The organism is Streptomyces sp. NPDC003697, from assembly GCF_053587115.1.
On the sequence record NZ_JBSFNN010000017.1, the window covers coordinates 40,898 to 62,607 of the forward strand.

General features: G+C 73.7%; 23 protein-coding genes and 1 pseudogene. 6 read left to right on the forward strand and 18 right to left on the reverse strand.

Annotated elements, in window-relative coordinates; translation table 11 throughout:
- Positions 1-128: 128 nt before the first annotated feature.
- A complete protein-coding gene (locus ACWDNY_RS09835; RefSeq protein ID WP_451645211.1) occupies positions 129-833 on the forward strand; it encodes a response regulator transcription factor in 705 nt (234 codons plus the stop codon).
- On the opposite strand, the gene ACWDNY_RS09840 is transcribed toward ACWDNY_RS09835, so the two are convergent.
- Complete coding sequence (locus ACWDNY_RS09840) at positions 794-2,476, reverse strand: sensor histidine kinase (RefSeq protein ID WP_451645212.1); 1,683 nt, start codon at positions 2,474-2,476, stop codon at positions 794-796. The two genes, ACWDNY_RS09835 and ACWDNY_RS09840, sit on opposite strands and share 40 nt — an antisense overlap.
- Before the next feature lie 344 nt (positions 2,477-2,820).
- On the opposite strand from ACWDNY_RS09840, the gene ACWDNY_RS09845 reads away from it, so the two are divergent.
- Complete coding sequence (locus tag ACWDNY_RS09845; RefSeq protein WP_451645213.1) at positions 2,821-3,177, forward strand: SH3 domain-containing protein; 357 nt, start codon at positions 2,821-2,823, stop codon at positions 3,175-3,177.
- Positions 3,178-3,415: 238 nt separating this feature from the next.
- On the opposite strand, the gene ACWDNY_RS09850 is transcribed toward ACWDNY_RS09845, so the two are convergent.
- The 10 genes from ACWDNY_RS09850 to ACWDNY_RS09895 all read right to left on the reverse strand — a co-directional run bounded on the left by ACWDNY_RS09850 (position 3,416) and on the right by ACWDNY_RS09895 (position 12,193).
- Positions 3,416-4,891 (reverse strand): ABC transporter permease, encoded by a 1,476-nt coding sequence (locus tag ACWDNY_RS09850; protein WP_451645214.1) that lies wholly within the window; start codon positions 4,889-4,891, stop codon positions 3,416-3,418.
- Positions 4,888-5,598, reverse strand: coding sequence for an ABC transporter ATP-binding protein (locus ACWDNY_RS09855; RefSeq protein ID WP_451645215.1), 711 nt, complete (start codon positions 5,596-5,598; stop codon positions 4,888-4,890). Before ACWDNY_RS09855 ends, ACWDNY_RS09850 begins: the two co-directional genes overlap by 4 nt.
- Entirely contained in the window at positions 5,595-6,899 is a 1,305-nt protein-coding gene (locus ACWDNY_RS09860) for a peptidoglycan-binding protein (protein ID WP_451645216.1), read from the reverse strand. Before ACWDNY_RS09860 ends, ACWDNY_RS09855 begins: the two co-directional genes overlap by 4 nt.
- A gap of 2 nt (positions 6,900-6,901) precedes the next feature.
- Entirely contained in the window at positions 6,902-7,489 is a 588-nt protein-coding gene (locus tag ACWDNY_RS09865) for a hypothetical protein (RefSeq protein ID WP_451645217.1), read from the reverse strand.
- Between the two features lie 357 nt (positions 7,490-7,846).
- Entirely contained in the window at positions 7,847-8,380 is a 534-nt protein-coding gene (locus tag ACWDNY_RS09870) for an RDD family protein (protein ID WP_451645218.1), read from the reverse strand.
- Between the two features lie 245 nt (positions 8,381-8,625).
- Complete coding sequence (locus ACWDNY_RS09875) at positions 8,626-9,003, reverse strand: hypothetical protein (protein WP_451645219.1); 378 nt, start codon at positions 9,001-9,003, stop codon at positions 8,626-8,628.
- Between the two features lie 101 nt (positions 9,004-9,104).
- Positions 9,105-9,377 carry an SCO5918 family protein gene (locus tag ACWDNY_RS09880; RefSeq protein ID WP_451645220.1) on the reverse strand — a complete coding sequence of 91 codons (273 nt, stop codon included), beginning with the start codon at positions 9,375-9,377 and terminating at the stop codon, positions 9,105-9,107.
- A gap of 130 nt (positions 9,378-9,507) precedes the next feature.
- Complete coding sequence (locus tag ACWDNY_RS09885) at positions 9,508-11,061, reverse strand: DEAD/DEAH box helicase (protein WP_451645221.1); 1,554 nt, start codon at positions 11,059-11,061, stop codon at positions 9,508-9,510.
- A gap of 253 nt (positions 11,062-11,314) precedes the next feature.
- Complete coding sequence (locus ACWDNY_RS09890; RefSeq protein WP_007383480.1) at positions 11,315-11,518, reverse strand: cold-shock protein; 204 nt, start codon at positions 11,516-11,518, stop codon at positions 11,315-11,317.
- 315 nt (positions 11,519-11,833) lie between these two features.
- Positions 11,834-12,193 (reverse strand): helix-turn-helix domain-containing protein, encoded by a 360-nt coding sequence (locus ACWDNY_RS09895; RefSeq protein ID WP_451645222.1) that lies wholly within the window; start codon positions 12,191-12,193, stop codon positions 11,834-11,836.
- 634 nt (positions 12,194-12,827) lie between these two features.
- On the opposite strand from ACWDNY_RS09895, the gene ACWDNY_RS09900 reads away from it, so the two are divergent.
- The gene (locus ACWDNY_RS09900; protein ID WP_451645223.1) at positions 12,828-13,334 is read left to right on the forward strand and encodes a DUF5994 family protein; all 507 of its coding nucleotides are present in this window, start codon (positions 12,828-12,830) and stop codon (positions 13,332-13,334) included.
- Between the two features lie 198 nt (positions 13,335-13,532).
- Here the strand turns inward: ACWDNY_RS09900 and ACWDNY_RS09905 are convergent, their stop codons facing one another.
- Positions 13,533-14,777 carry a PP2C family protein-serine/threonine phosphatase gene (locus ACWDNY_RS09905; RefSeq protein ID WP_451645224.1) on the reverse strand — a complete coding sequence of 415 codons (1,245 nt, stop codon included), beginning with the start codon at positions 14,775-14,777 and terminating at the stop codon, positions 13,533-13,535.
- Between the two features lie 309 nt (positions 14,778-15,086).
- Here ACWDNY_RS09905 and ACWDNY_RS09910 point away from each other — a divergent pair, with 309 nt between their 5' ends.
- Positions 15,087-15,569, forward strand: a complete 483-nt coding sequence (locus ACWDNY_RS09910) for a hypothetical protein (protein ID WP_451645225.1) — start codon at positions 15,087-15,089, stop codon at positions 15,567-15,569.
- A 123-nt stretch (positions 15,570-15,692) separates the two neighbouring features.
- Here the strand turns inward: ACWDNY_RS09910 and crcB (ACWDNY_RS09915) are convergent, their stop codons facing one another.
- From crcB (ACWDNY_RS09915) to ACWDNY_RS09930, 4 genes and pseudogenes are all read right to left on the reverse strand, one after another.
- Positions 15,693-16,067, reverse strand: a complete 375-nt coding sequence (gene crcB, locus ACWDNY_RS09915; RefSeq protein WP_451645226.1) for a fluoride efflux transporter CrcB — start codon at positions 16,065-16,067, stop codon at positions 15,693-15,695.
- Positions 16,064-16,411 carry a DUF190 domain-containing protein gene (locus tag ACWDNY_RS09920; RefSeq protein ID WP_451645268.1) on the reverse strand — a complete coding sequence of 116 codons (348 nt, stop codon included), beginning with the start codon at positions 16,409-16,411 and terminating at the stop codon, positions 16,064-16,066. Before ACWDNY_RS09920 ends, crcB (ACWDNY_RS09915) begins: the two co-directional genes overlap by 4 nt.
- A 2-nt stretch (positions 16,412-16,413) precedes the next feature.
- The gene (crcB, locus tag ACWDNY_RS09925; protein WP_451645227.1) at positions 16,414-16,899 is read right to left on the reverse strand and encodes a fluoride efflux transporter CrcB; all 486 of its coding nucleotides are present in this window, start codon (positions 16,897-16,899) and stop codon (positions 16,414-16,416) included.
- A gap of 279 nt (positions 16,900-17,178) precedes the next feature.
- Positions 17,179-17,331: pseudogene (locus ACWDNY_RS09930) on the reverse strand (DUF4333 domain-containing protein); the annotation flags it as partial.
- Between the two features lie 209 nt (positions 17,332-17,540).
- On the opposite strand from ACWDNY_RS09930, the gene hflX reads away from it, so the two are divergent.
- Entirely contained in the window at positions 17,541-18,752 is a 1,212-nt protein-coding gene (gene hflX / locus ACWDNY_RS09935; RefSeq protein WP_451645228.1) for a GTPase HflX, read from the forward strand.
- 46 nt (positions 18,753-18,798) lie between these two features.
- Here hflX and ACWDNY_RS09940 read toward each other — a convergent pair whose 3' ends face one another.
- Positions 18,799-19,323, reverse strand: a complete 525-nt coding sequence (locus ACWDNY_RS09940; RefSeq protein WP_451645229.1) for a hypothetical protein — start codon at positions 19,321-19,323, stop codon at positions 18,799-18,801.
- 299 nt (positions 19,324-19,622) lie between these two features.
- Between ACWDNY_RS09940 and ACWDNY_RS09945 the strand changes: the two genes are divergently transcribed.
- Positions 19,623-20,900, forward strand: coding sequence for a family 16 glycosylhydrolase (locus ACWDNY_RS09945; RefSeq protein ID WP_451645230.1), 1,278 nt, complete (start codon positions 19,623-19,625; stop codon positions 20,898-20,900).
- A gap of 152 nt (positions 20,901-21,052) precedes the next feature.
- On the opposite strand, the gene ACWDNY_RS09950 is transcribed toward ACWDNY_RS09945, so the two are convergent.
- Entirely contained in the window at positions 21,053-21,664 is a 612-nt protein-coding gene (locus ACWDNY_RS09950) for an SUKH-4 family immunity protein (RefSeq protein ID WP_451645231.1), read from the reverse strand.
- Positions 21,665-21,710: the final 46 nt, after the last annotated feature.

The following is a 21,710-nucleotide window of genomic DNA, read 5'->3' on the forward strand; positions in this document are numbered from 1 at the left end:
CCTGCGTGGATCCTCCGGGGGCTTCGCGACCACGGCGGACGGATCCGTGCGTGCCGCGCCGGTCGGAAATCCGCGGGCACTGTTGTATGACGGTTACGGGACCGCGCAGCTTCGCTGGGGGAGAGTCGTTGAACGCACGGATTCTGGTGGCCGAGGACGACGAGAAACAGTCTCGGCTGATCCGCATCTATCTGGAACGCGAAGGCAATGCGGTGCAGGTCGTGGCCGACGGCCGTGCGGCGCTGGAACGGGCCCGTTCGTCGCATCCGGACCTCATCGTCCTGGACGTGATGCTGCCGCTGGTCGACGGACTGGACGTGTGCCGCATTCTGCGGGCCGAATCGGACGTTCCCATTCTGCTGCTCACCGCGCGCACGACCGAGGAGGACATGCTCCTCGGTCTCGACCTCGGCGCCGACGACTACCTCACCAAGCCCTACAGCCCCCGTGAACTGACCGCGCGGGTGCGGGCGTTGGTGCGCCGGTCGAGGAGGGCCGGCGGTGCCGAGGCGGCGGTGCTGCGGGTGGGCGAGGTGGAGCTGGACACCGCGCGTTTCGAGGTCCGGGTGGCCGGGCGGCCGGTGACGCTGACCGCCAAGGAGTTCGCCGTGCTGGAGACGCTGGCGCGTGAACCGGGACGGGTCTTCACCCGGGCGCAGATCATCGAGCGGGTCTTCGGGTTCGACCGCGACGTGCTGGAGCGGACCGTCGACGCCCATGTGATGAACCTCCGGCGGAAGCTGGAACCGGACCCCCGGCGGCCCCGCCACCTGGAGACGGTGTACGGGCGGGGCTACCGCCTCGCGGACGGCGGCGGCCCCACCCCTGACTGAGCCCGCCCGCTTGAGGTCCCCGCGGCCGGGGAAACCGCCGGCAGGGTGATCGTGAAGGTCGTCCCCACGCCGACCGCGCTGCGCACGCCGATCGTCCCGCCGTGGTCCGTGACGATCTGACGGGCGATGGACAGCCCCAGCCCGCTGCCCCCGGTCGCCCTGCCCCGGGACGGGTCCGCCCGCCAGAAGCGGTCGAAGAGGTGCGGCAGGTCCTCCTGCGGTATGCCCTTGCCGGTGTCCCGTACCTCCATGACCGCCCGCTCGCCGCGCGGACGCAGGGCCAGGGTCACGGTGCCGCCGGCGCCCGTCGCGCGCAGGGCGTTGCCCAGGAGGTTGCCGACGACCTGGCGCAGCCGGTCCGGGTCCGCGCTCACGCACACCGGACGCGGCGCGTCCAGCTCCAGGGCGACGCCCGCCGTCTCGGCCTGCGCGCGGTGGGCGGTGCGGCTGGTGTCGAGCAGCTCCCGCAGGTCGACCTCGCCACGGTGGTACGTGAGCGCCCCGGCCTCCGCCAGGGCCAGGTCCTGGAGGTCGTCGACGATCCGCTGCTGGAGCAGCGCCTCCTCGTGCAGGGAGGCGAGCAGCTCGGGCGTCGGGTCGACCACTCCGTCCCGCAGGGCCTCCAGATAGCCGCGCAGATTGGCCAGCGGGGTGCGCAGCTCGTGCGCGATGTCCCCGGTGAGGCGGCGCTGGCGCTCCTCGCCGGCCTGGATGGAGGCGGCCATGCGGTTGAAGGCGCCGCCCAGCTGCGCGATCTCGTCCCGCCCCGAGACGGGTACGCGCCGGCCCAGGTCGCCCTCGCCGAGCCCCTTGGCGGCGAGGGTCATGGCCCGGACCGGCCGCAGGACGGCCCGGCTCAGGAGCAGGGCGCCGAGAAGGGCGGCCAGGGCGACCCCGGCCGCGACGGCGACGGTGGGCGCGGCGGCGAGGGTGGGCGGGGACTCGTCCCGGTAGCCGAGGCGCACCTCCAGCCGGGGCGGGGCGACGGAGGCGGCCCGCTCGTTGAACACCCGCTGCAGGCACGGGGCGAGGGGCCGCACGGGCTCGCAGGCGCGCAGCGCCCGCAGGTCCTCCGGGGTGCGCGGGTCGGCCCCGCGGGGCCGTTCCTGGCACTGCGCGGACCGGCGGTCGGTGACCACGAGCGGGACCCCCAAGCGGTCCGGGCGCGCCGACACCTGGGCGCCCGCCCGGGTCAGGCAGGCCGCGTACGCCGCCGAGGAGCGGTAGCCGGCGACCGCGGTGGCCGCCGTCTTCACCGACAGCTGGGGCGACTGGCCCGCGGGGAACCGCAGGACGGGCCGGGCGTCGACCACGACCGCGGGCCGGCTGCTCGGGGGGCGGGGTTCGCGGCCCGCGAGGGCGTCGGAGTCGGCGAGCAGGACCCCTGCCTCGGTGGCGACCCGGACGCGCTGCCCGGTGTCCCGGGACAGTTCCCGCACCGTGGGCGAGAGCCCCTGCCAGGTGCCGTGCGCGAATCCGTACACCCGGAGTTCGCCGGTGATCCGGGAGACCTCCTGCTGCCCGGCGCTGACGGTCTCCTGGACCTGACGATTGGCCTGACGCAAAGTGAGCCACGCGGTCGCGGCGGTGGCGGTCAGGGCGACCAGCATGACCAGACCCAGCACCCGCAACCGGAAACTCATCGCGTTTCCCCAGTTCCGGCCGTCCCGGCGCGTGCGCTCAACGGTGCCCCTCCGATCGGTTCTCCCCGAGTACGGCATGTACCGGTGGTGGCTGGAGTGAATGCTGCACGTGTACACCTTCCGTCGGCTCATCCCCCGAATGGCTGTTTTTCACCCGGATTGGTTCAGGCCTCCTGGGCACCGAAAGTGGCCAAACGACCGCGGAACGCTTTCTTCAGGTCCGTCGGATGGCGAAGGTGCTTACGCCGCCCGCCTTCGGAAGGCGCGGCGGCGGCTCCACCCGCTCCGGTGCCTTCGGTACCGGGGCCGCACCACCGACGAACGACACTTATGGGGGTTTCACAGTGAAGCGTCGACTCGCCGCACTACTTCCCGCGGTCGCCATTGCGGCCCTGGCCGTTCCGATGGCCACCGCCACCTCTGCCGCCGCCCACGCGTCCTGCGGGACCACGGTCGGCGACAAGGACAGCTCGTCCTGGGGGTACTTCGCCAACGGGGCCAACGAGCGGACCGGCTCCAGCACCGGCTGTACGAGCAGGGGGATCGCGTACCGCAACGACAAGCTGGACTACCACTGCTACACCGTGGGCAACGACGGCTACACCTGGACGTACCTGCGCAACGACACCGACAAGCTGTACGGCTGGGTCCGGGACGACCTGCTGAGCAACGGCGGCAGCTTCGAGTACTGCGGCTTCTAGCAGTCCCGGGGGACCGCACGGCACAACGGTGTGACAGCACGTCAGGGGCGGCCTCGCGGGAGGCCGCCCCTTCCGCGTCCGGCACGTCGGCCGCGCCGGTGGTCGTCGCGGTCCCGGTCGCCGCGGGGGTTCCCTGGTCCATCGCCTCACTCCTCACGCCGGTACCGTCGCGTCGCGGTCGGTCCTCCGCAAGTGCCCGCCGTGCGCGGCGGTCCGGCACGCTCCCGTCCGCCGCGGTTCAGGTGCCGGACAGCGCCTCCGTCGGTGACAGCCTGCTCGCCCGCACCGCCGGGTAGAGGCCGGCGACCATGCCGATGAGCAGGGTGGAGCCGATGCCGGCCGCGCTCGCCCAGGGCGGGACCACGGTCGGCCAGCCGCGGCCGACGGCGTAACCGGCCGTGATCAGCGTGCCGATGAGGCTGCCGCCGAGTCCGCCGATGAGGGACAGCAGCAGTGACTCCGTGACGAACTGCGTGCGGATCTGGCCCCGGGTGGCCCCGAGGGCCCGGCGCAGTCCGATCTCCGGGCGCCGCTCCAGCACCGAGATCACCATCGTGTTGCCCACCCCGACGCCGCCGACCAGCAGCGAGACGCCGCCCAGGCCCAGCAGCAGCCCGGTGAGGGCCGACTCGGTGGCCTCCCGGGCCGCGAGCGCGTCGGAGGGCCGGGAGACCCGCACCTCGCTCGGCTTCTCGGGGTTCGCCGTGGCCGGCAGGACCGCCCGGACCGCCGCGACCTCGCTGTCCTCGGCGCGGACGTAGACCATCGAGGGGTGGCCGTCGAAGCGGAGGTAGGTCCGGGCCGCCGGCCGGCCGACCAGCGCGGCGCTGTCGAGCTCCGGCGCGAGCGGTACCGGGTCGAGGACGCCGGTCAGCGCGAACCAGCGGCCGCCGATCCAGAGACGCGTCCCGGGTGTGTACACGTCGAGCCGCTGGGCTGCCGTGGCGCCGAGGACGACGGCCGGGTACCTCTCCGTCGCCGCGTCCAGCCAGCGGCCCCTGCGGATCCGGCCGCCGACGGCCGGCAGCAGATCGTGGTCGGCCGCGAGGACGTCGAGGGAGCCGGTGCGGCCGATGGCGATGTGCTCGTTGCGGTAGATCCGGGCGCCCGTCGCGCCGGTGGCGGCGACCTGCCGCACGGGCGGGATCCTGCGCACCATCGGCACGGCCTCGTCGGGGAGCTGGACCTTCTCGCCGCTCAGGCCCTGGCCGGGCGCGACCCGCAGGAGGTTGGTGCCGAGCGCGTCGAGGCGGCGGTCCACCTCGGCCTGCCCGGAGCCGGAGATGCCGACCACCGCGATCATGGCGGCGACGCCGATGGCGATGCCGAGGGCGGAGAGGAAGACCCGCAGGGGCCGCGTCCGCAGGCCGGTGCCGCCGAGGCGTACGACGTCGGCGGGCCCGAGGCGGGCGGCGCGCAGCCGCGACCGCGACCGTCCGGGCACGGCGGGCCCGGAACCGGGGCCCGAGGGCGCCGGGTCCCGGAACTCGGGGTGGGCGGAGCCGGCGTCCGGGGGTGCGGTGTCGGTGAGTGCGGTGTGCGCGGGTGCGGTGTCCGGCGGTGCGGTGTGCGCGGGTGCGGTGTCCGGGGACTCGGGGCCCATGGTCCCCAAGCGCGGCGTCTCCGCGTCCGGGCCGCCCTCGCCCGCGAGGCGGCCCTCCGGGCGGCGCGGGTCCGGGTCCGGCCCGGGCGGGTTCGTCGTACGGTCCGTCACCGGGGCGCTCCGATCGTCGTGCTCCGGATCGTGTCGGCGACCAGGCGGCCGTCGCGCATCTCGATGCGGCGGGGCAGCTCGGCCGCGATCTCGCGGTCGTGCGTGATCACCACGACCGTGGTGCCCGCCGCGTTCAGCTCGCGCAGCAGGGTCAGCACGGCGGCCCCCGACGCGGAGTCGAGGTTGCCGGTCGGCTCGTCCGCCAGCAGGACGGACGGTTCGCCGACCACCGCGCGGGCGACCGCGACCCGCTGCCGCTCGCCGCCGGACAACTGCTGCGGCAGGTGGTGGACCCGGTGACTGAGTCCGACCCGGGCCAGCGCGGCGGCCGCCCTGGCGCGGCGGGCACGCAGCGGGACACCCGCGTAGAGCAGGCCGTCCGCCACCGCGTCCAGCACGGGCACGCCCACCGCCAGGTGGAACTGCTGGAAGACGAAGCCGATCCGGGTGGCCCGCAGCGCGGACACCTCCCGGTCGGACAGCTTCGCCACGTCGTGGCCGTCTACCAGCACCCGACCGGAGGTGGGGCGGTCGAGACTGCCCATCAGGTTCAGCATGCTGGACTTCCCGGAGCCCGACGGGCCGACGACCGCGACGAGTTCACCGCGCCCGATGCGCAGGCTCACGTCCCGGACCGCGGCCACACCGCCCGGGTACGTCTTGCAGACCGCGTCGAACTCCACGACCGCCGGGGACGCGCCGTTCACTCGGGGATCCTCACCTTCATGCCCTCGCGGACCGCGCTGCCGCTCACTTCCACGTCGCCGTCCGCGAACAGCCCCGTCCGCACGGCGACGAACCGGCCGTCCTCGGTCTCCAGGCCGTACCCGCCCTCGGCCAGGGCCACCAGCGCGGAGACCGGGACGGTCAGCACGTCCTTGACCTGCCGCCCCACGTACTCGACGGTCACCGGGCCGTTCTCCAGCCGGCCCAGGGACGCCTGGTCCGCGACGGTCACGGTGACCGGGACCGTGGCGTCGGCCGCGCGGGAGCCACCCTCCTCGCCGCCTCCCTCGGCCGCGGCCGCCTGCCTGCCCACCGACGCCACCCTGCCCCGCGCCGTCCGGCCGTCGGGCAGCTTGACCCGCACGTCCGTGCCGCGCACCGCCCAGGCGGCGTCCGCGGCGGACGCGTCGACGACCACCTTGCGCGACGTGCCGGTGTAGGTCAGGGCGTTCTCGCCGGCCTCCGCGCCCGGGCGCACCCCCGCGTGACCGATGCGGACCCTGCCGGAGGAGTAGATGACGTCTCCCACGCCGACGGTCCCGGTCCGGGGCAGCCCCAGCGCCTTCTGCCAACGCATGACCGCCCGGGCGGTGGCGGCGGTGAACCGTTCGTCCACGGTGAAGCCGGTGTAGCCCAGGGCCGCCAGGTTGGTCTCGAACTGCATGACGTCCATGCCGGTGAGCTCACGCGGCGCCCGAGCCGTCGCGCCGGCGCCGGACCCGGTACCGGTCCCCTCCGCGGACCCGGCGCCCCCCGGTGCCGGCGACGCGGCGGCGTCCGCGGCCGAACCGCCCCCGTCCTTCTGCCCCTTCCGGCCCTGCCCTTGCCGCTCGCCGGCCGCGTCCTGGTCCGGCGCCGGGGGCGTCAGGCCGATGTCCCGGTACATCGGCAGCGTCCCGTACAGCAGCACGACGGGCCGGTCGTCGACGCGCAGCAGCGTGCCGCCGCGCCCGACCGTCGCGCCCTGCTCTGGCAGCCAGGTCACGGTGCCCGTCGCCTTGACCGGCAGCGGGATCTCCGTGCCGTAGCCCAACTGGCCGTCCACCGCGGTGCGTTCGGCCAGAGTGCCCCGCTTCACCGCGACGACGGATCCGGAGCGGGGCGGTGCGCTCGGTCCCTCCTCCCCGCCACCGCCGAGCCCGAGGGCGCCGATCACGGCGACGGCCGTCACGAGGACCACGGCCGAGGCGACCAGCGCCGTCCGCCGGCCGCGCCGGCCCCGCGGCGGCGGCGCGGGGACCGTCTCCGGCGCGTCGTCGAGGTGCGTCACGGTCTCGGTCACGGTCAGCCCTTGCCGGCCGGCGGATTGGTCGGCGCGCCGATGATCGGTGCGCACAGGCGCGCGGCCCGCTGGGCGCCCGCCGAGCTCTGGTTCCACTCGGGTCGGCCCGAGTTGTCGTTTCCGCCGTACCCGTCGGGGCCGGGGTCCGGGAAGTCCGGGGCGCCGTTCTTCTGCATGCAGGCGGCGTAGTCGCGCTTGACCTTGATCTGCGCGGGAGTGAGCTTGGGCTCGTTGGCCTCCTCCAGGCCCTGCGGCACCGTGCCCTTGAGCTTGGCGCACTTCTGGGTCGCCTTGATGAACTTCGGGTCCTTCTTCATGGCCAGGCCCTGGCCGGACAGGTCGACCTGGCCTTCGGAGTCCGGGTCGGGGAGGTCCATCCCGTTCTCCCGCATGCAGGCGACCCACTTGCGCTGGCTGTCGACGTAGGCGGCCACGTCGTCCCCGCCGCCGCCCTTCCTCCCGGCCGACGCGGACGAGCCGCCACCGCCGGCCGTCGGGACCTTCGAGCCGCCGTCGTCGCCGCCGCAGCCGGTCAGCGCGAACGCCATGACCGAAGCCGCAGCGGCCAGCAGTACCCGGTTCGTCCTCATCGGTTCTCCCGCTCCTCGCGTCCGGCCCGGCGCGGACGCGGCGGGCAGGCCGACCGTAGGCCGGAGGTGATGAAGAACCTTTGAAGAACCTGTCAGCTGATCATGCGCCCGCGTCCGCCGGCCCACCGGAGCGGTGGCGCCGGGGCCGGGCCGCCGGGACCCGCGCCGCTCGGCGCACTCCCGCGGCAGCCGCCGCGCGGGGTGGGGTCGGGGGCGAGGCGGCCGGGCGCGCCGCTGGCGGCGCCTGCCGCGCCGGGCGCGCGGGGTGTGCATGCCCCAGCGGGTGCACCGGGCCGAGCGGATGCGCCGGTCCCGGGTGCCCCGGACGCCGCTTTCCGGGGGCCGGCCAGGTCGCTCTCAGGCCCTGGTCCGCAGGACGACGCTGCGGGCCGCCTTGTCGTGCAGGCACTGCCGGTAGGGCGTGTCCCACGTGCACCACAGCGCGTCGACCAGGCCGAGCAACGGCACCAGCTGCATCAGGAAGCTGTTCAGCCAGCGCCACCAGGCGCGTCCGAGGGAGAGGTTCCCCCCGTCGTCGAGTCCGGCCACGCGCAGCCCGCAGATCTGCTTGCCGTAGGTGGCACCGGACCTGGCGTGCATGACGGGTTCGTAGCAGATGAGCACCAGGCCGATCGCGGGGTAGCCGACGAGTCCGGCGACCAGGCCGATCATCTCGTCGTCCGCCGTGAGGTTCTGGACGAGGACGACCGCACCGGCCACCAGCGCGTAGGCCAGCAGCATGAAGACGGCGTCCAGGAAACGGGCGGTGAGCCGCGCGCCCTGGTTGCCGAGGGCCTCGGGGGGCGGCCCCGTCACCGCGGGTGGGGCAGGCGGACGGTAGGCCGGCGGCCCGTAACCGTAGGGCTGCTGCGGGGACTGGTACATGCCCATGCGTGGTCCTGAGATCGTCAGCGGAGATCGTGAGCGTGCGGTGCGGCTGCGGCGCGAGCCGTCGGCGCCCCGGTGGGCGACCGGACGGTCACGCCGAGGTGAGCGTCCCCGAGCCGGCTCGGCGCGTCAACGCCCCGGACGATCTCCGCCGGCCGCCGCCGTTCCGGAGGGGCCGGTCCGCCGTACGGTTCCGCACCCGCCGCCGGGGCGCGCCCGGTCCGGGGGGACGGGCGGCCCGCCGTGGCTCACTGGTCCGAGTAGCCGATGTCCCCGATGGTCCAGGCGCTGACGTCCTCCAGCGCGACGCGGTACATGCCGCCGGTGTCCGGGATGCCGAAGCTGCCCTGGAGGATCCGGGCGACGTGGAAGTGCAGGTGCGTGGGCCGGGCGTCGGCCCGGGGTGGGGTGGCGGTGCCGTCCCGGGAGGTGAACGCGGTGGCGAAGAGCCCCAGGTCCGCGGAGTCCCGCAGGACCTCGGCCACGCGCTGCTTCCACATGGCCTCGGGCGCCAGCCGGCCCGTGATGACCGCTCCGGGAACCACCACGGTCAGGGACATCCGACTGCTTTGCTCCGCCTCCACCATCGCGGCGATGCCGACGAGCACATCATCAGGGTGCGACATGCCTGTGGAGCCTAGTCCAGCGGGCGGCACCGCAGGGACCTGACGAGGGCTCAACGGCCCCCGGCCCCTGTGGTGGCCGCCACACCGGGACGGCCGGGGCGTCAGCCCAGAGGGCCGGCGGTCCCCGCCGGCGGGACGGTGGGGGCCTCGTGGCAGGTGAAGCCGAGCCGGGTCAGCGCCCGGCGGACCTCGGCCGCGGTGAAGTCGCGGCGGTCCTGCCTGGTGATCACTTCCCCGACCTGCTTGACGGGGTAGGTGCGGCGGCCGATGGTCACCGACACCCCGGTGACGGGTTCGGGCTTGACACCCTCCATCGACTGTTCCACCTCGCTCTTGGTCAGGTCGAAGGGGAACCGGGCGATGACACAGCGCATGAATGCCTCGTCAGGGTTGTAGGGGAACTCCGGCGGGGAGCGGCCCCGCCGGAGCGGTCAGAGGATGAGAGCGGGCACGCCCGGGGCGCGGTCCTCTCTCCGGGCCGGTGAACGGTTCCCGGCCACAGCTCTAGCCGGTCGTCCTGCTGCTCGTCTTCGGGGACGAGCGGCGGGCGCGGGCGGCCCCCGCGCCTCCTCCGCCCTGCCTGTTCCGCCCGCCCCGTCCGCGCCGGGAGGATCCGGCGCGCTGGGGACGTTCGGCGACCGGGACGGTGACGGTGACGGGCACCCCCGAGGGCGCCTGGGCGCCGGTGATGCGGATCAGCTCGGCCTCGCCCGGACGGACGCGGGCCGTCCGCGGGCTGATGCCGGCGTCGGACATGAGACGGTCCACCGCGCGCCGCTGATGCGGCAGGACCAGGGTGACGACGGTGCCGGACTCGCCGGCGCGGGCGGTGCGGCCGCCGCGGTGCAGGTAGTCCTTGTGGTCGGCGGGCGGGTCGACGTTGACGACGAGGTCGAGGTTGTCGACGTGGATGCCCCGGGCGGCGACGTTGGTGGCCACCAGGACCGTGACGTGGCCGTCCTTGAACTGGGCGAGGGTGCGCGTGCGCTGCGGCTGGGACTTGCCGCCGTGCAGGGCCGAGGCGCGGACGCCGACGGACAGCAGGTGCTTGGCCAGCCGGTCCGCGGCGTGCTTGGTGTCCAGGAACATGATCACGCGCCCGTCGCGGGCGGCGATCTCGGTGGCGGTGGCGTGCTTGTCGGCGTCGTGCACGTGCAGCAGATGGTGCTCCATGGTGGTGACGGCACCCGCGGACGGGTCGACCGAGTGCACCACCGGGTCGTGCAGGTAACGCCGCACCAGCAGGTCGACGTTGCGGTCCAGCGTGGCCGAGAACAGCAGCCGCTGACCGCCCTGACGTACCTGGTCGAGCAGGGCGGTGACCTGCGGCATGAAGCCCATGTCGGTCATCTGGTCGGCCTCGTCCAGGACGGTCACGCCGACCTGGTCCAGACGGCAGTCGCCCCGGTCGATCAGGTCCTTCAGGCGGCCGGGCGTCGCGACGACGACCTCGGCGCCGTCCCGCAGGGCACCGGCCTGGCGGCCGATGGACATACCGCCGACCACCGTGGCGAGCCGCAGCCGCAGCGCGCGGGCGTAGGGGGTGAGCGCGTCCGTGACCTGCTGCGCCAGCTCCCTGGTCGGGACGAGGACGAGGGCGAGCGGCTGCCGGGATTCGGCACGCTGCCCGTCGAGGCGGGCCAGCAGGGGCAGGCCGAAGGCGAGCGTCTTGCCCGAGCCGGTGCGCCCGCGGCCCAGGACGTCCCGGCCGGCCAGGGCGTTCGGCAGCGTCGCCGCCTGGATGGGGAAGGGAGCGGTCACACCTTCCGCGCCCAGCGCGGCCAGCAGCCGCTCGGGCAGATCGAGATCGGCGAACGCCTCGACCGGCGGCAGCGCCTCGGTGAGGGTGACGGGCAGGGCGAACTCCCCGCCCTGCGCGGTGCGCCGGGGCCCTTGGCCGCCCTTGGCGGGGCCGTAGGGACGGGCACCCCGGCGGCTCGTCCCCTGCTGCTGCGCGCGGGACCGGCCGCCCCGGGCGGAGCCCGCGGAGGTCCTGTCGGGGGTCTTGTCCGCGCGGGAGCGGGACGGGGCGTCGCCGGTGCGACGGATGCGGCTCATGGTGAACCTTCCTCGATGCGGCACGTATCGAGGAATTCCGGCCGGCGGCGCGGAGCCGCGGGCGAATTCACAAGAATGAGCCGAAGAAAATACGGGAATCCCGGGAATCCGGCGGCGGGTCGGCGCGCCGGGCACGCGTCACGCGGGACGCGGCTGTCTGCGCGGCACGAGCGGCGCAGGCCGGGGAAGAAAGAAACGGGCCGGGGCCCGCACCCCAAGAGTGCGGGCCCCGACCTCGTAGTACGCGTCAGCGTCAGGCGGGAACGATGTTCTCGGCCTGCGGGCCCTTCTGGCCCTGCGTGACGTCGAAGGTCACCTTCTGGCCCTCCTGAAGCTCGCGGAAGCCGGAGGTGGCGATGTTCGAGTAGTGGGCGAACACGTCAGCGCCGCCACCGTCCTGCTCGATGAAGCCGAAGCCCTTTTCCGCGTTGAACCACTTCACGGTGCCAGATGCCATATTGAATCTCCCTTGGGGCAGTGCGCGGGACCCGCACTGTGCCGATCCCGAGTCGCCGCGATGATCACCCGTCCGGAAGACCCGGAAAGAAAGCTGTGCAAAGAAAAAGAGTGCCCGTCGATGAATTCGGGAAGAGCACTCAAAGTCTCTGGATGTCTCTGGTAACCAAAACTGCAACTGTTATCACGGTAACACAGGCCGGCCGGACGGTGCATGCGACCCGGGAGGCTTATTCCTTCGGGCAGCGACAATCTCGGGGCGTCCTGCAGGAATTTCTGCAGCGGCCGCGAGAGATATCCGGCCCGCCGTTCCGCCTCAGGAGTCGTCGTCCGTGCCGTCGTCGCCGCCGTCGTCGTCGTCGATCTGTCGGCGCATCGACTCGTTCAGGCGGAGGGCCTCCTCGAGCTGGTCCTCGAGGATGATGATGCGGCACGCGGCCTCTATGGGGGTGCCCTGGTCGACCAGCTCGCGGGCGCGCGCGGCGATCCGCAGCTGGTAGCGGGAGTAGCGCCGGTGGCCGCCCTCCGAACGCAGCGGGGCGATCAGCTTCGCCTCACCCAGGGCCCGCAGGAACGCCGGGGTGGTGCCGAGGATGTCGGCGGCCCGCCCCATGGTGTAGGCGGGGTAGTCGTCGTCGTCCAGGTTGCCGACGGCGGGGGAACTCTCAGCGGGCATAGCACCTTCGTTTCGGGGGGGCACGGCGAGGGACCCGGGTGCGCCCGGCCTCCGCCGTCGCACGGTCGGGCACCGTCCGCCTGCCGGCGGTCGGCCGTACGGGTTCCCGCCGTCGCGACGGCGGCTCGGCGGTCCGGGCCCACTCCACCCGTCCGGCGTCCCCGGTCGAACAACCCTAACGCCCCGGCACGCGCAAAGGTGCTCCGGCGGCCGCAGATTCCCCCCGTTCGCGCCGGGAGGAATCCGCGGCCCGCCGGGCCGGCCCCGTCCTGGCGCCGGCGCGAGGACGGGGCACCCGCGAGAGGCGCACGTCACAGACGCGGCCGCAGGAGACCCGGTCCGTCGGGGGTGCCGCGCGTCGCGCCGGGGCGGTCGCCGGTCAGGTGACGGGTGACGCCGTCCGAGACCCCGCGGCGCGGCGGTCCCTCGGCGGCCGGAGTGTTCCGGCGCGGGTGGTTCCCGGGCACGGGCGGGGCGTCGTGACGGCGCCGGGGCGCGCCGGCCCGGGGGCTGTGACGGCCGGGCGCGGCGGCTGTGACGGCGCGGGCGCGGGTCCGGTGCGTGCGGAGTACGGTGAGAGCAGGAGGGCACTTCGGACCGCGGAGCCCGCACTCCGCAGAGGGGCGGGCACAGCATGCCGGATCCCCGCACTCCCGGCGTTCCCGGCGTCCATGGGCTGCTGCCGGACGAGGTCCACCGTTGCGCCGAATCGGGTACGGCCCTGGTGAGGCTGGCGACGACACACGTCCGCGAGGGGGTCCTGGACGGAGCCTGGTGGCCCCGGTCCCGCGACATCACGGTCGAACTGCCCGCGCTGATCTGCGCGTTGACCGAGCATCTGGGCCCGGTCACCCGTGTGGGTGTCGACGCCGAAGCCTGGGGGGCAGTGCCCACACGCCTGGTGGTCGACGGCCGGACCGTGCACATCGACGCCTTCGCGGTCGGTGACGGCACGATCCTCGTCACGCGAGGCGCCCGGGACTACTTCTCCCTGCTGGTGGTGCCGCCGTCGGCGAGCCCCGAGGCGGCCCGGGCCGCGATGGACCGGGCGGTCAGCGCCGGGAACGCGGCCGGCGCGGAACAGATCCTCATGGAGGTCGCCGGCGCGGCGGGTCCGCCCGCCGCACCGGCTGTTCCCTGACACGGGTCGCCGGCAGCGATGACCGGGGGCCGGCTCCTGGCGCGCCTCGGCCGCGCCGCCCCGGCACGCCACGGCTACCAGGGTCTGGTACCGGCTGCCGGCTGCGGCGCGGTCGGCCGTCACGCCCCGGTCGGCCGCCGCTGACTGCGCGGCGGCCGGCCGCGGCTGCTCGACCATGCCGGTCTCCGAAGGCCCGGATCACCCCGCGGACAGCGGTGGGGACGCGAGGGCGAGGTCGGCGCCCCTGGCCGCGTCGCGCAGCGGGTGATCGCCGCCGTACCAGTCCAGGCACAGGACGGTCGCGTCGTCCCGCATATGCCCTCCGTGAGCGCGATGGACCTCCGCCGTCAGCGTGCGGGCCACCTCGCGCGGATGCAGGTCCGGGGTGCGCTCGACCGCGGCGGACAGATCGACGTCCTCCACGCATTGCTCGAGCATGCCGTCCGTGAACATGATCAGGCGGTCGCCCGGCCGCAGGTCCAGCGTCTGCTCCTTGTAGGTGTGGGGGAAGGGGGCACCGAAGGGCAGGTCCGCGCTGAGGGAGACCTCCCGGCAGCGGCCGTCGCGCAGTCGCAGGGGCAGGGGGTGGCCGGCGTTGACGATGCGGGCCCGGTCGCCGTGCAGGTCGATGCGCAGCAACTGCCCGGTGGCCAGGGCATGCGTGCTGTGCTCCGTGACGGCCTCGTCGGCCAGCCGTGCCTGCTCCGCCAGGGCGGCGCCGCCCCGCCGCGCGCCGCGCAGCGCGCCCACCAGCAGGGTGGCGAGCAGTGCGGAGGCCACGTCGTGCCCCATCGCGTCGGTGAGCGACAGATGGAGCGTGTCGCGGTCCAGGGTGTAGTCGAAGGTGTCGCCGCCGACGTTGTCGGACGGCTCCAGCGCTCCGGCCACCGCGAACTGCCCCGCCTCGCAGGCCAGGGCCGCGGGGAGCAGCTGATGCTGGATCTCCGCGGCCAGGCTCAGGGGCGTGCTGCGCTGGCCCCACTGGTACAGGTCGGTGAAACGCCGGTTGGCGATGATGATGTAGGCGAGTGCGTGGGCGGCCTCCCCGATCTCCCGCAACGCGGCGGAACTCGGGTAGCCGGACACCACGACGTCCAGGAGCCCGATCGAGTCTCCCCGGTTGGTCACCGGCGCGACGACCCGCGTCGTCCCCTGCCCGCCGCGTTCCAGGAACAGTCGCTGGGTCCGGATCACCTCCTCGAACACGCTGCCGGCGAGTTCGAAGCGCTCCCCGTCCGGACAGCTCCCCGCACAGCCCTCCCCGCCCTCGGAGGTGCCCAGGCGCACCACGGCGTTGCCGGAGAAGTCGGTGATCAGGAAGGAGACCACGGCGGCGCGCAGGCGCTTGCGGAGATCGTCGGCGACCACGTCCACCGACTCCACCGGCGACGCCGCTTCCGCGGCCGCGAGCGCCCCGACCAGTCCTTCGTGACCACCGGTCACATCGGGCTCCTCTGCTCTGGACAGCTCTGGACACCCTCCGGTTGTCCCAGTATGCCTCCCGGGCCGCGCCTTCGACCTGGGACGACGAGCGGACTCCCGCGGCCGCTGTGCGCGGCGCGAGGAACCTCCGGCTCGCTCAGGGGACGGGCTGGGCCCTGCCGCGGCCTGCTGCATTGGCGTCACCGACGTCACCGGGTCGGGTGACTGCGCGCCGGCTGCCGGGCGAGGTACCCCAGGTAAGTGTGATCATCACTCTAAGGTGACATGGCGACTCCCGGCCGTCACCGCGGCCGGCAGGAGGACCGATCGATGAACCTCACTCTGAAACGTCTTCTCGGCGCCACCGCGGCGGCGGTCACGGGCGCGACGGCCCTGCTCGGCATCGGCACCGTCAGCACGGCCGAGGCCGGCAGGACCGGCGCCGTCGGCACGGCCACCGCGAAAGGCTCCGGCTCCGTCGGCACCGCCGAGGCCACCGGCTCCGTCGGCACGGCCGAGGCCGTCGGCACCACCGGCGTCGCCGCCGGCGCACACTGCGACCGCGCCGAGCGGGGCGTGTGGGGGAGCGGAGGGCCCAGCCGCAACCTGACCGGCCACCGTTGCAGCCTGCCGTCCGACAAGCGCCGCTGGCACACCGTCAGGATCGACGACCTGGTACTGACCCACTACAGGACGGAGTACGCCGACGGCGGGGTCGACCGGACCGAGACCCTGCACAACAGAGTCATCAGGTGCCTGGGTTACACCCTCGGCGAGGACAGCGTGAACTGGTTCGGCTGCCCGCCCGACTGAGACACCCGCCGACACCCCCGTCCCGGCAGCGCGGGTCGGCGGATCCCCCCGGGCGGTCGGGGCCGGCCCACCTGACGCCGCGCGGCCGCCCTGGGGGCGACGACGCGAATCGTCGGACAGGCCCTAGCCGAAGGCCGCCCGGGCGAAGGCCAGCCCGACGAACACCGCGCCCAGCCCGGCGACGATCGAGGCCACCACGTTGGCCGCGGCGAGGAAGCGCGCTCCGGACTCGGCCAGCCTGAGCGTCTCGTAGGAGAACGTCGAGTACGTGGTCAGCGCCCCGCACAGGCCGGTGCCGAGGAGGAGCTGGACGTTCTGCGGGGCGGCCCCGGCGAGCACCGCCCCGGTCAGCGCCCCCAGGATCAGCGATCCGGTCACGTTGGCGGCGAACGTCCCCCAGGGGAACGTGGTGTCGTGGCGTGCCTGCACGGTCCGGTCGATCAGATAGCGCAAGGGGGCGCCGACGGCTCCGCCGAGGGCGACGAGCAGAAACCTCATCCGGTCCCGGCCTCCCGGCCCTGGTGACGCACCACCTCGACCTCCTGCAGGGTCACGAGGCCGCCGATGGGCAGTTCCTCGAGCTGGGACAGGAACGCCCGGATGAGGTCCTCCTCGTCGACGATGATGATCATCACCGGCAGGTTGTCGGCCATGGACAGGAACCGCGTGGTGTGCACGACCGACGTCGCGCCGAAGCCCTCCACGCCGCGCAGGACCGTCGCCCCGGCCAGGCCGAAGGCGTGGGCGCGGTGCACGATCTCCGTGAACAAGGGCTTGTGGTGCCAGGTGTCCGTGTCGTCGACGATGACGGTCAGACGCAGCGCGCGCCCCTGATGCTCCATGGTCACGGTCCTCTCTTCACCAGGACGCGCCGGGTGGCGCCCATGCCGATCCTCGCCGCCGGCAGGGCCACCACCACGGTCGCCGCCATATAAGCCAGGGCGATGCCGGCTCTGTCCGCTCGCACCAGACGTTCGATGTCGACGCAGTACGTGGAGAAGGTCGTGAAGCCGCCCAGGACTCCGGTCCCGAAGAACGGGCGGAGCAACGGGTGCACGGTGAGGTGTTCGGTGATCGCCGACAGGAACACCCCGATGGCGAGGCACCCGACCGCGTTGACGCCCAGCGTCGTCCAGGGGAACCCGGCGTCGCCCGTCGGCCAGAGCAGCGCCGCCGCGTAGCGGGCGCAGGCCCCGAGGGCGCCGCCCACGGCGACGACCGCCAGCACCCGCAGGTCCCTGCGCCGGGCCTCCCAGCGCGCACGGGCCTGCGCCACCGCGGACTGCTCCGTCACCGCGGTGGCCAAGCGGCGCAAGGGCTCACCACTCATACCGCCTCGCCGTACAAGTTGCGCAACCTCCAGCTCGAGACGAGCACCTCCGGCAGGCGGCACCGGACCCGGCGAGAGCCCGCACCGGGCCGCTTCCTCCACGACCCACACTAAGCCCTGCCCCGGACGGCACCGGACGGCGACCGGCTGTGATCAACGCGGTCGCCGACCCGCGCGAACCTCGCCCTCGGCGGCCGCACCGCCTCATGCTCCTCGCTCTGCCGACGACCGGGCACGGGCGATCCCCACTTGTCGGAGAGAAGCCCGGAGAGGTCGCTGTCAGCCGGCAGCAGGAGAAGCCTCGTCGTCGGCCTCGATGTCGAAGTCGATCCGGTCTCCGTGGACAGAGAAAACCGTGACCGAGACGCCCAAGGTGCTGCCGTCGTCCGCCGTGAGCGTGCAACGGGTGGTGGCGCCGACCTCGCCGACGAGGAGGGCGCACCCGGCCGAGGCGTGGGGCGTGGTGAAGCAGGACCCCGGTCGGGGCCACCGCCGCACCGAGGTACGCGGCGCCGGCGACGGGTACCCGGGTGCCGTCCTCCTGGCTGCGCGCTCACCCTGCGGGAGCACAGGGGCCGCCCCTCGTCGAGACGCCGAACGCCGGCCCGGAGTCCACGACCTCAGGCAGGGCGGAGAGGATCATGCCGAGCACATGGCTGACAGGTGCGCATCCCGGAGCGACGGCCCACGCGCAGGACGCGGGAGCGCGGCAGTGGCGGGCGGTCCTGCTCGCACTCGCCGAGCGTGACGGCCCCGGCTCCGCGGGGGAGGGGGCACTGGACGAGCTGGAGCGCCTGGCCGCGACCGACGGGATCGACGTGGCGGACCGGATCGTGCAGGTGCGCGATCGGCCGGACCCGGCGACCTATCTCGGCTCGGGCAAGGCGCAGGAGCTCGCCGAGCTGGTCGAGACCCGGGACGCGGACGTCGTGATCGCCGACGGGGAGCTCACCGCGGCGCAGGTGCGCGGCCTGGAGGACCGCACCGGGGTGCGCGTGGTGGACCGCACCGGGCTGATCCTGGACATCTTCGGTGAGCACGCCCGCAGCTCCGAGGGCAAGGTGCAGGTGGAGCTGGCCCAGCTCGCGTACGAACTGCCGCGGCTGCGCGGCCACGGCCGCGAGATGTCGCGCATCGGCGGCGGCCGGACGGCCGGCGGCGCGGGGGCGGGCGTACGCGGCCGCGGTGAGATGCGGCTGGAGATCCAGCGCCGTCATCTGCGCCGGCGCATGCGGACCCTGCGCGAGCAGGTGCGGCGCACCGCCCGCCGGCGGGAGGTGACGCGGCGGCGCCGGACCCGGGACCGTGTCCCGTCCGTGGCGATCACCGGGTACACCAACGCGGGGAAATCGGCTCTGCTGAACCGGCTCGCGGGCGCGCACGCCGAGGTCGCCGACGTCCTGTTCGCCACCCTCGATCCCCTCGTCCGCCAGGTCCGCACCCCTGACGGGCTGACGTACACCCTCACCGACACCGTCGGTTTTGTCCGCCGCCTTCCGCACCAGCTCGTCGACGCCTTCCGCTCGACGCTGGAGGAGGTCACGCAGGCGGACCTGGCCCTGCACGTCGTCGACGCCTCCTCGCCGGAGGCGACGGAGCACATCGCCACCGTCCGCGGGGTCCTGCGGGACATCGGCGCGCACGACGTGCCCGAACTGCTGGTGCTGAACAAGGCGGACCTCGCCGAACCCGCGCACCTGGCGATGCTGCGACGCCTGCACCCGGACGCGGTCGCCGTCTCCGCCCGCACGGGCCAGGGAATGGACGACCTCCGCGACGTCCTGCGGGACCGCGTCCAGGCCCTGCTCCCGTCCCCGGCCGGCGCGCCCGCCGACGTGGGAAGGACCGTGTGATGCGGGGGCCCGAACGCGCGCGGCCCTCCTGTCCGGGAGCGCGCTCTCAGCGGTAGTCCTCCGGATGCCCCTGCATCCATGTGTTGATCCTGTCGCGCGTCCCGGTGAGCAGCTTCCGGTGCTTCTTCAGGTTCTCGAAGGAGCGGTCGCCACCGAGTTCGGCCCGCAGCTCGGCGATCCAGGCGAGGGGCTGCTCGAAGTGTGCGGGGCCCTGGGGGTCGGCTTTCATGGCCTTGTCGAGGCTGCCGAGTTCATCGAGCACCCGTCCCAGGAAGTACTCGCAGTTCCCCGGAGTCGTGCACCCGTCGTTGTAGGTGGCCTGGAGCCGGGCGAACGCATCGCGGACCTTCTCGGTCGCCGGCACCGAGGGCACCGGAGGCACCGTGCCCGGAGCCGGCGGCTCCTCGGTCGCGGGGGCCGAGGCGGCCGGAACTTCGCGGGCGGGTGACTCCCGGCCGCCCGCCGTCGTGCCGGAACTCCCCGAGCCGCCGGAGCAGGAAAGCACCAGGGCCGCCAGGACGACGACGAGCGTGGAGGCGCCGAGCGTGCGCCGTGCGCGCGTGTTGATCACGCCGGGTAGGACTCTCCGGCGGCCCCGCCGGTTGCACCGCCCCGACCCCGGCCCGGCTGCGGCTCCACCCGCTGACGCCTGCTCCACCGGTCGGGAAGTTGCTTAAGCCGGCCTTAACCGCTCATTAAGCGACCGGACCAGACTCTTATGGCATCAAGTAACCGCAGTTCAGGGGCAGTTGCAACGCGAACCGGGCAATTGGTCGAACTGTCAACGGTCCGTAGCATCGGGGCTTCCCCACAGCCCACCCCCCACTTCACCCCCCACGGAACTTCCCCACAGACAAGGTGTGTTCAGTCATGGCCGCTCACCGCGCACGCCGGTGGTCGCTCGGCGGGCTCGTCCTGCTGGTCTCCGCCGCGGTCGCCGCCGCCTTCGCCCTCATCACGACGGGACCGTCCGCCCACCGGGCCGACGCCGCCACCACCGCGCTGACCTGGTCCGACGAGTTCGACGGCGCGGCCGGCAGCGCCCCGGACGCAGGCCGGTGGACGCTGGAGACCGGCGGCTCCGGCAACGGCAACCACGAACTGCAGTACTACCGCGACAGCAGGGACAACGCCGCCCTCGACGGCAACGGCAACCTCGTCATCACCGCGCGCAAGAACACCGACACCGGGCTCCAGTGCTGGTACGGCACCTGCCAGTACACCTCCGCCCGCCTCAACACCGCCCGCACCTTCACCCAGGCCTACGGCCACTTCGAGGCACGGATCAAGGTGCCCCGCGGCCAGGGCATGTGGCCCGCGTTCTGGATGCTCGGCAACGACCTGGGCACGGCGCAGTGGCCCAACAGCGGCGAGATCGACGTCATGGAGAACGTCGGTAACGAACCCGGCACCGTCCACGGCACCATCCACGGCCCCGGCTACTCCGGCAGCAGCGGCATCGGCGCCCCGTACTCGCTGCCGGGCGGCGCCTCCTTCGCCGACGCCTTCCACGTCTTCGCGGTCGACTGGAGCCCCCAGTCGATCACCTGGTCCGTCGACGGCACCGCGTACCAGACCCGCACCCCGGCCGACGTCCACGGCAACAAGTGGGTCTACGACCACCCGTTCTTCCTCATCCTCAACCTCGCCGTCGGCGGCGACTGGCCCGGCGGCCCCAACGCGGGCACCGCGTTCCCGCAGACGATGACCATCGACTACGTACGCGTCTCCGCCTCAGGCAGCCCCTCCGGGAACGGCGGCACCACCCGGACCGGCGCCGTCAAGGGCGTCGGCGGCATGTGCGTGGACGTCGCCGGCGCCTCGGCCGCGGACGAGACCCCGGTCCAGCTCCACGACTGCACCGGCGCCGACGCGCAGAAGTGGACCCTGGGCGGCGACGGCACCGTACGCGCCCTCGGCAAGTGCCTCGACGTACGCGGCGCCTCCACCGCGGACGGGGCGCCGGTGCAGCTCTACACCTGCAACGGCACCAAGGCCCAGCAGTGGACCTACACCTCCGCCCACGACCTGACCAACATCGGCGCGGACAAGTGCCTGGACACCCAGGGCAACTCCGCCGCCGACGGCACCCGCCTCCAGATCCGGACATGCACCGGCGCCGCCACCCAGAAGTGGACGCTCACTTGACCCCGCCCCCCACCAACCCCAACGCCCCCCGGCTCGTCCACGATCGTCCACGAGCCGGGGGGCGTTCGGTGTCAGGCCGCTCCTCGCGGAGTGCTCGGACGGCTGTGGACCCGCGAATGTCGGTTCCTGGGAACACGCCGCCGGCGACCACATCACCCGTAGAGCGAGCGGGCCCCCGGGCTGTCGCCCTTGAAGCGCTGGCCGGCTGCGATCTCGTCGCCCACCACCGACCAGACGGTCTCGTCGTCCTGGAAGGGGAGCGGGTCGACGCTGCTCGTCTCCTCGCGGATGCGGTCGACCTCGCCGTCCAGGCGCTCGAACTCGGCTTCCTCGTCATCGCCGCTGAAGGTGAACTCCTCGAGCAGGCGCTGGAACCGGAGGGTGACCTGGACGAGGGAGGAGACGTCGGTGTGGAGTTCCTGCACGGTCTCCTCGTCGGCGTCGAAGGCGTGCACCCTGCCGGAACCGGGGTCGAGGGCGAGGTGTGCGTTGAGCAGCCAGCCGATGACGGGCCATTCGCCCGCGTCTTCCGGGGCGTCCTCGAAGTCCTCGGCGTCGACGACGTCCCGCACGAGCGGCAGCCGACCGGAGTCCCCGTCGGGCTCGCGCAGACTCAGCGTCCCGGTGGGGACGCCGACGCTCTGCAGGAGGCGGGCGCCCTCGGTGTCCGCCGCGGCGGGCGGGAAGGCGGTGGCGGGGATGGTCGCGAGCCGATCCTCGCCGAAGATGTCGACGAGTTCGCTGCGGGTGATGTCGAAAAGCACTGCCGGAACTCCGAATTCAACGGCGGCACGGATGCCGTGGGATTCT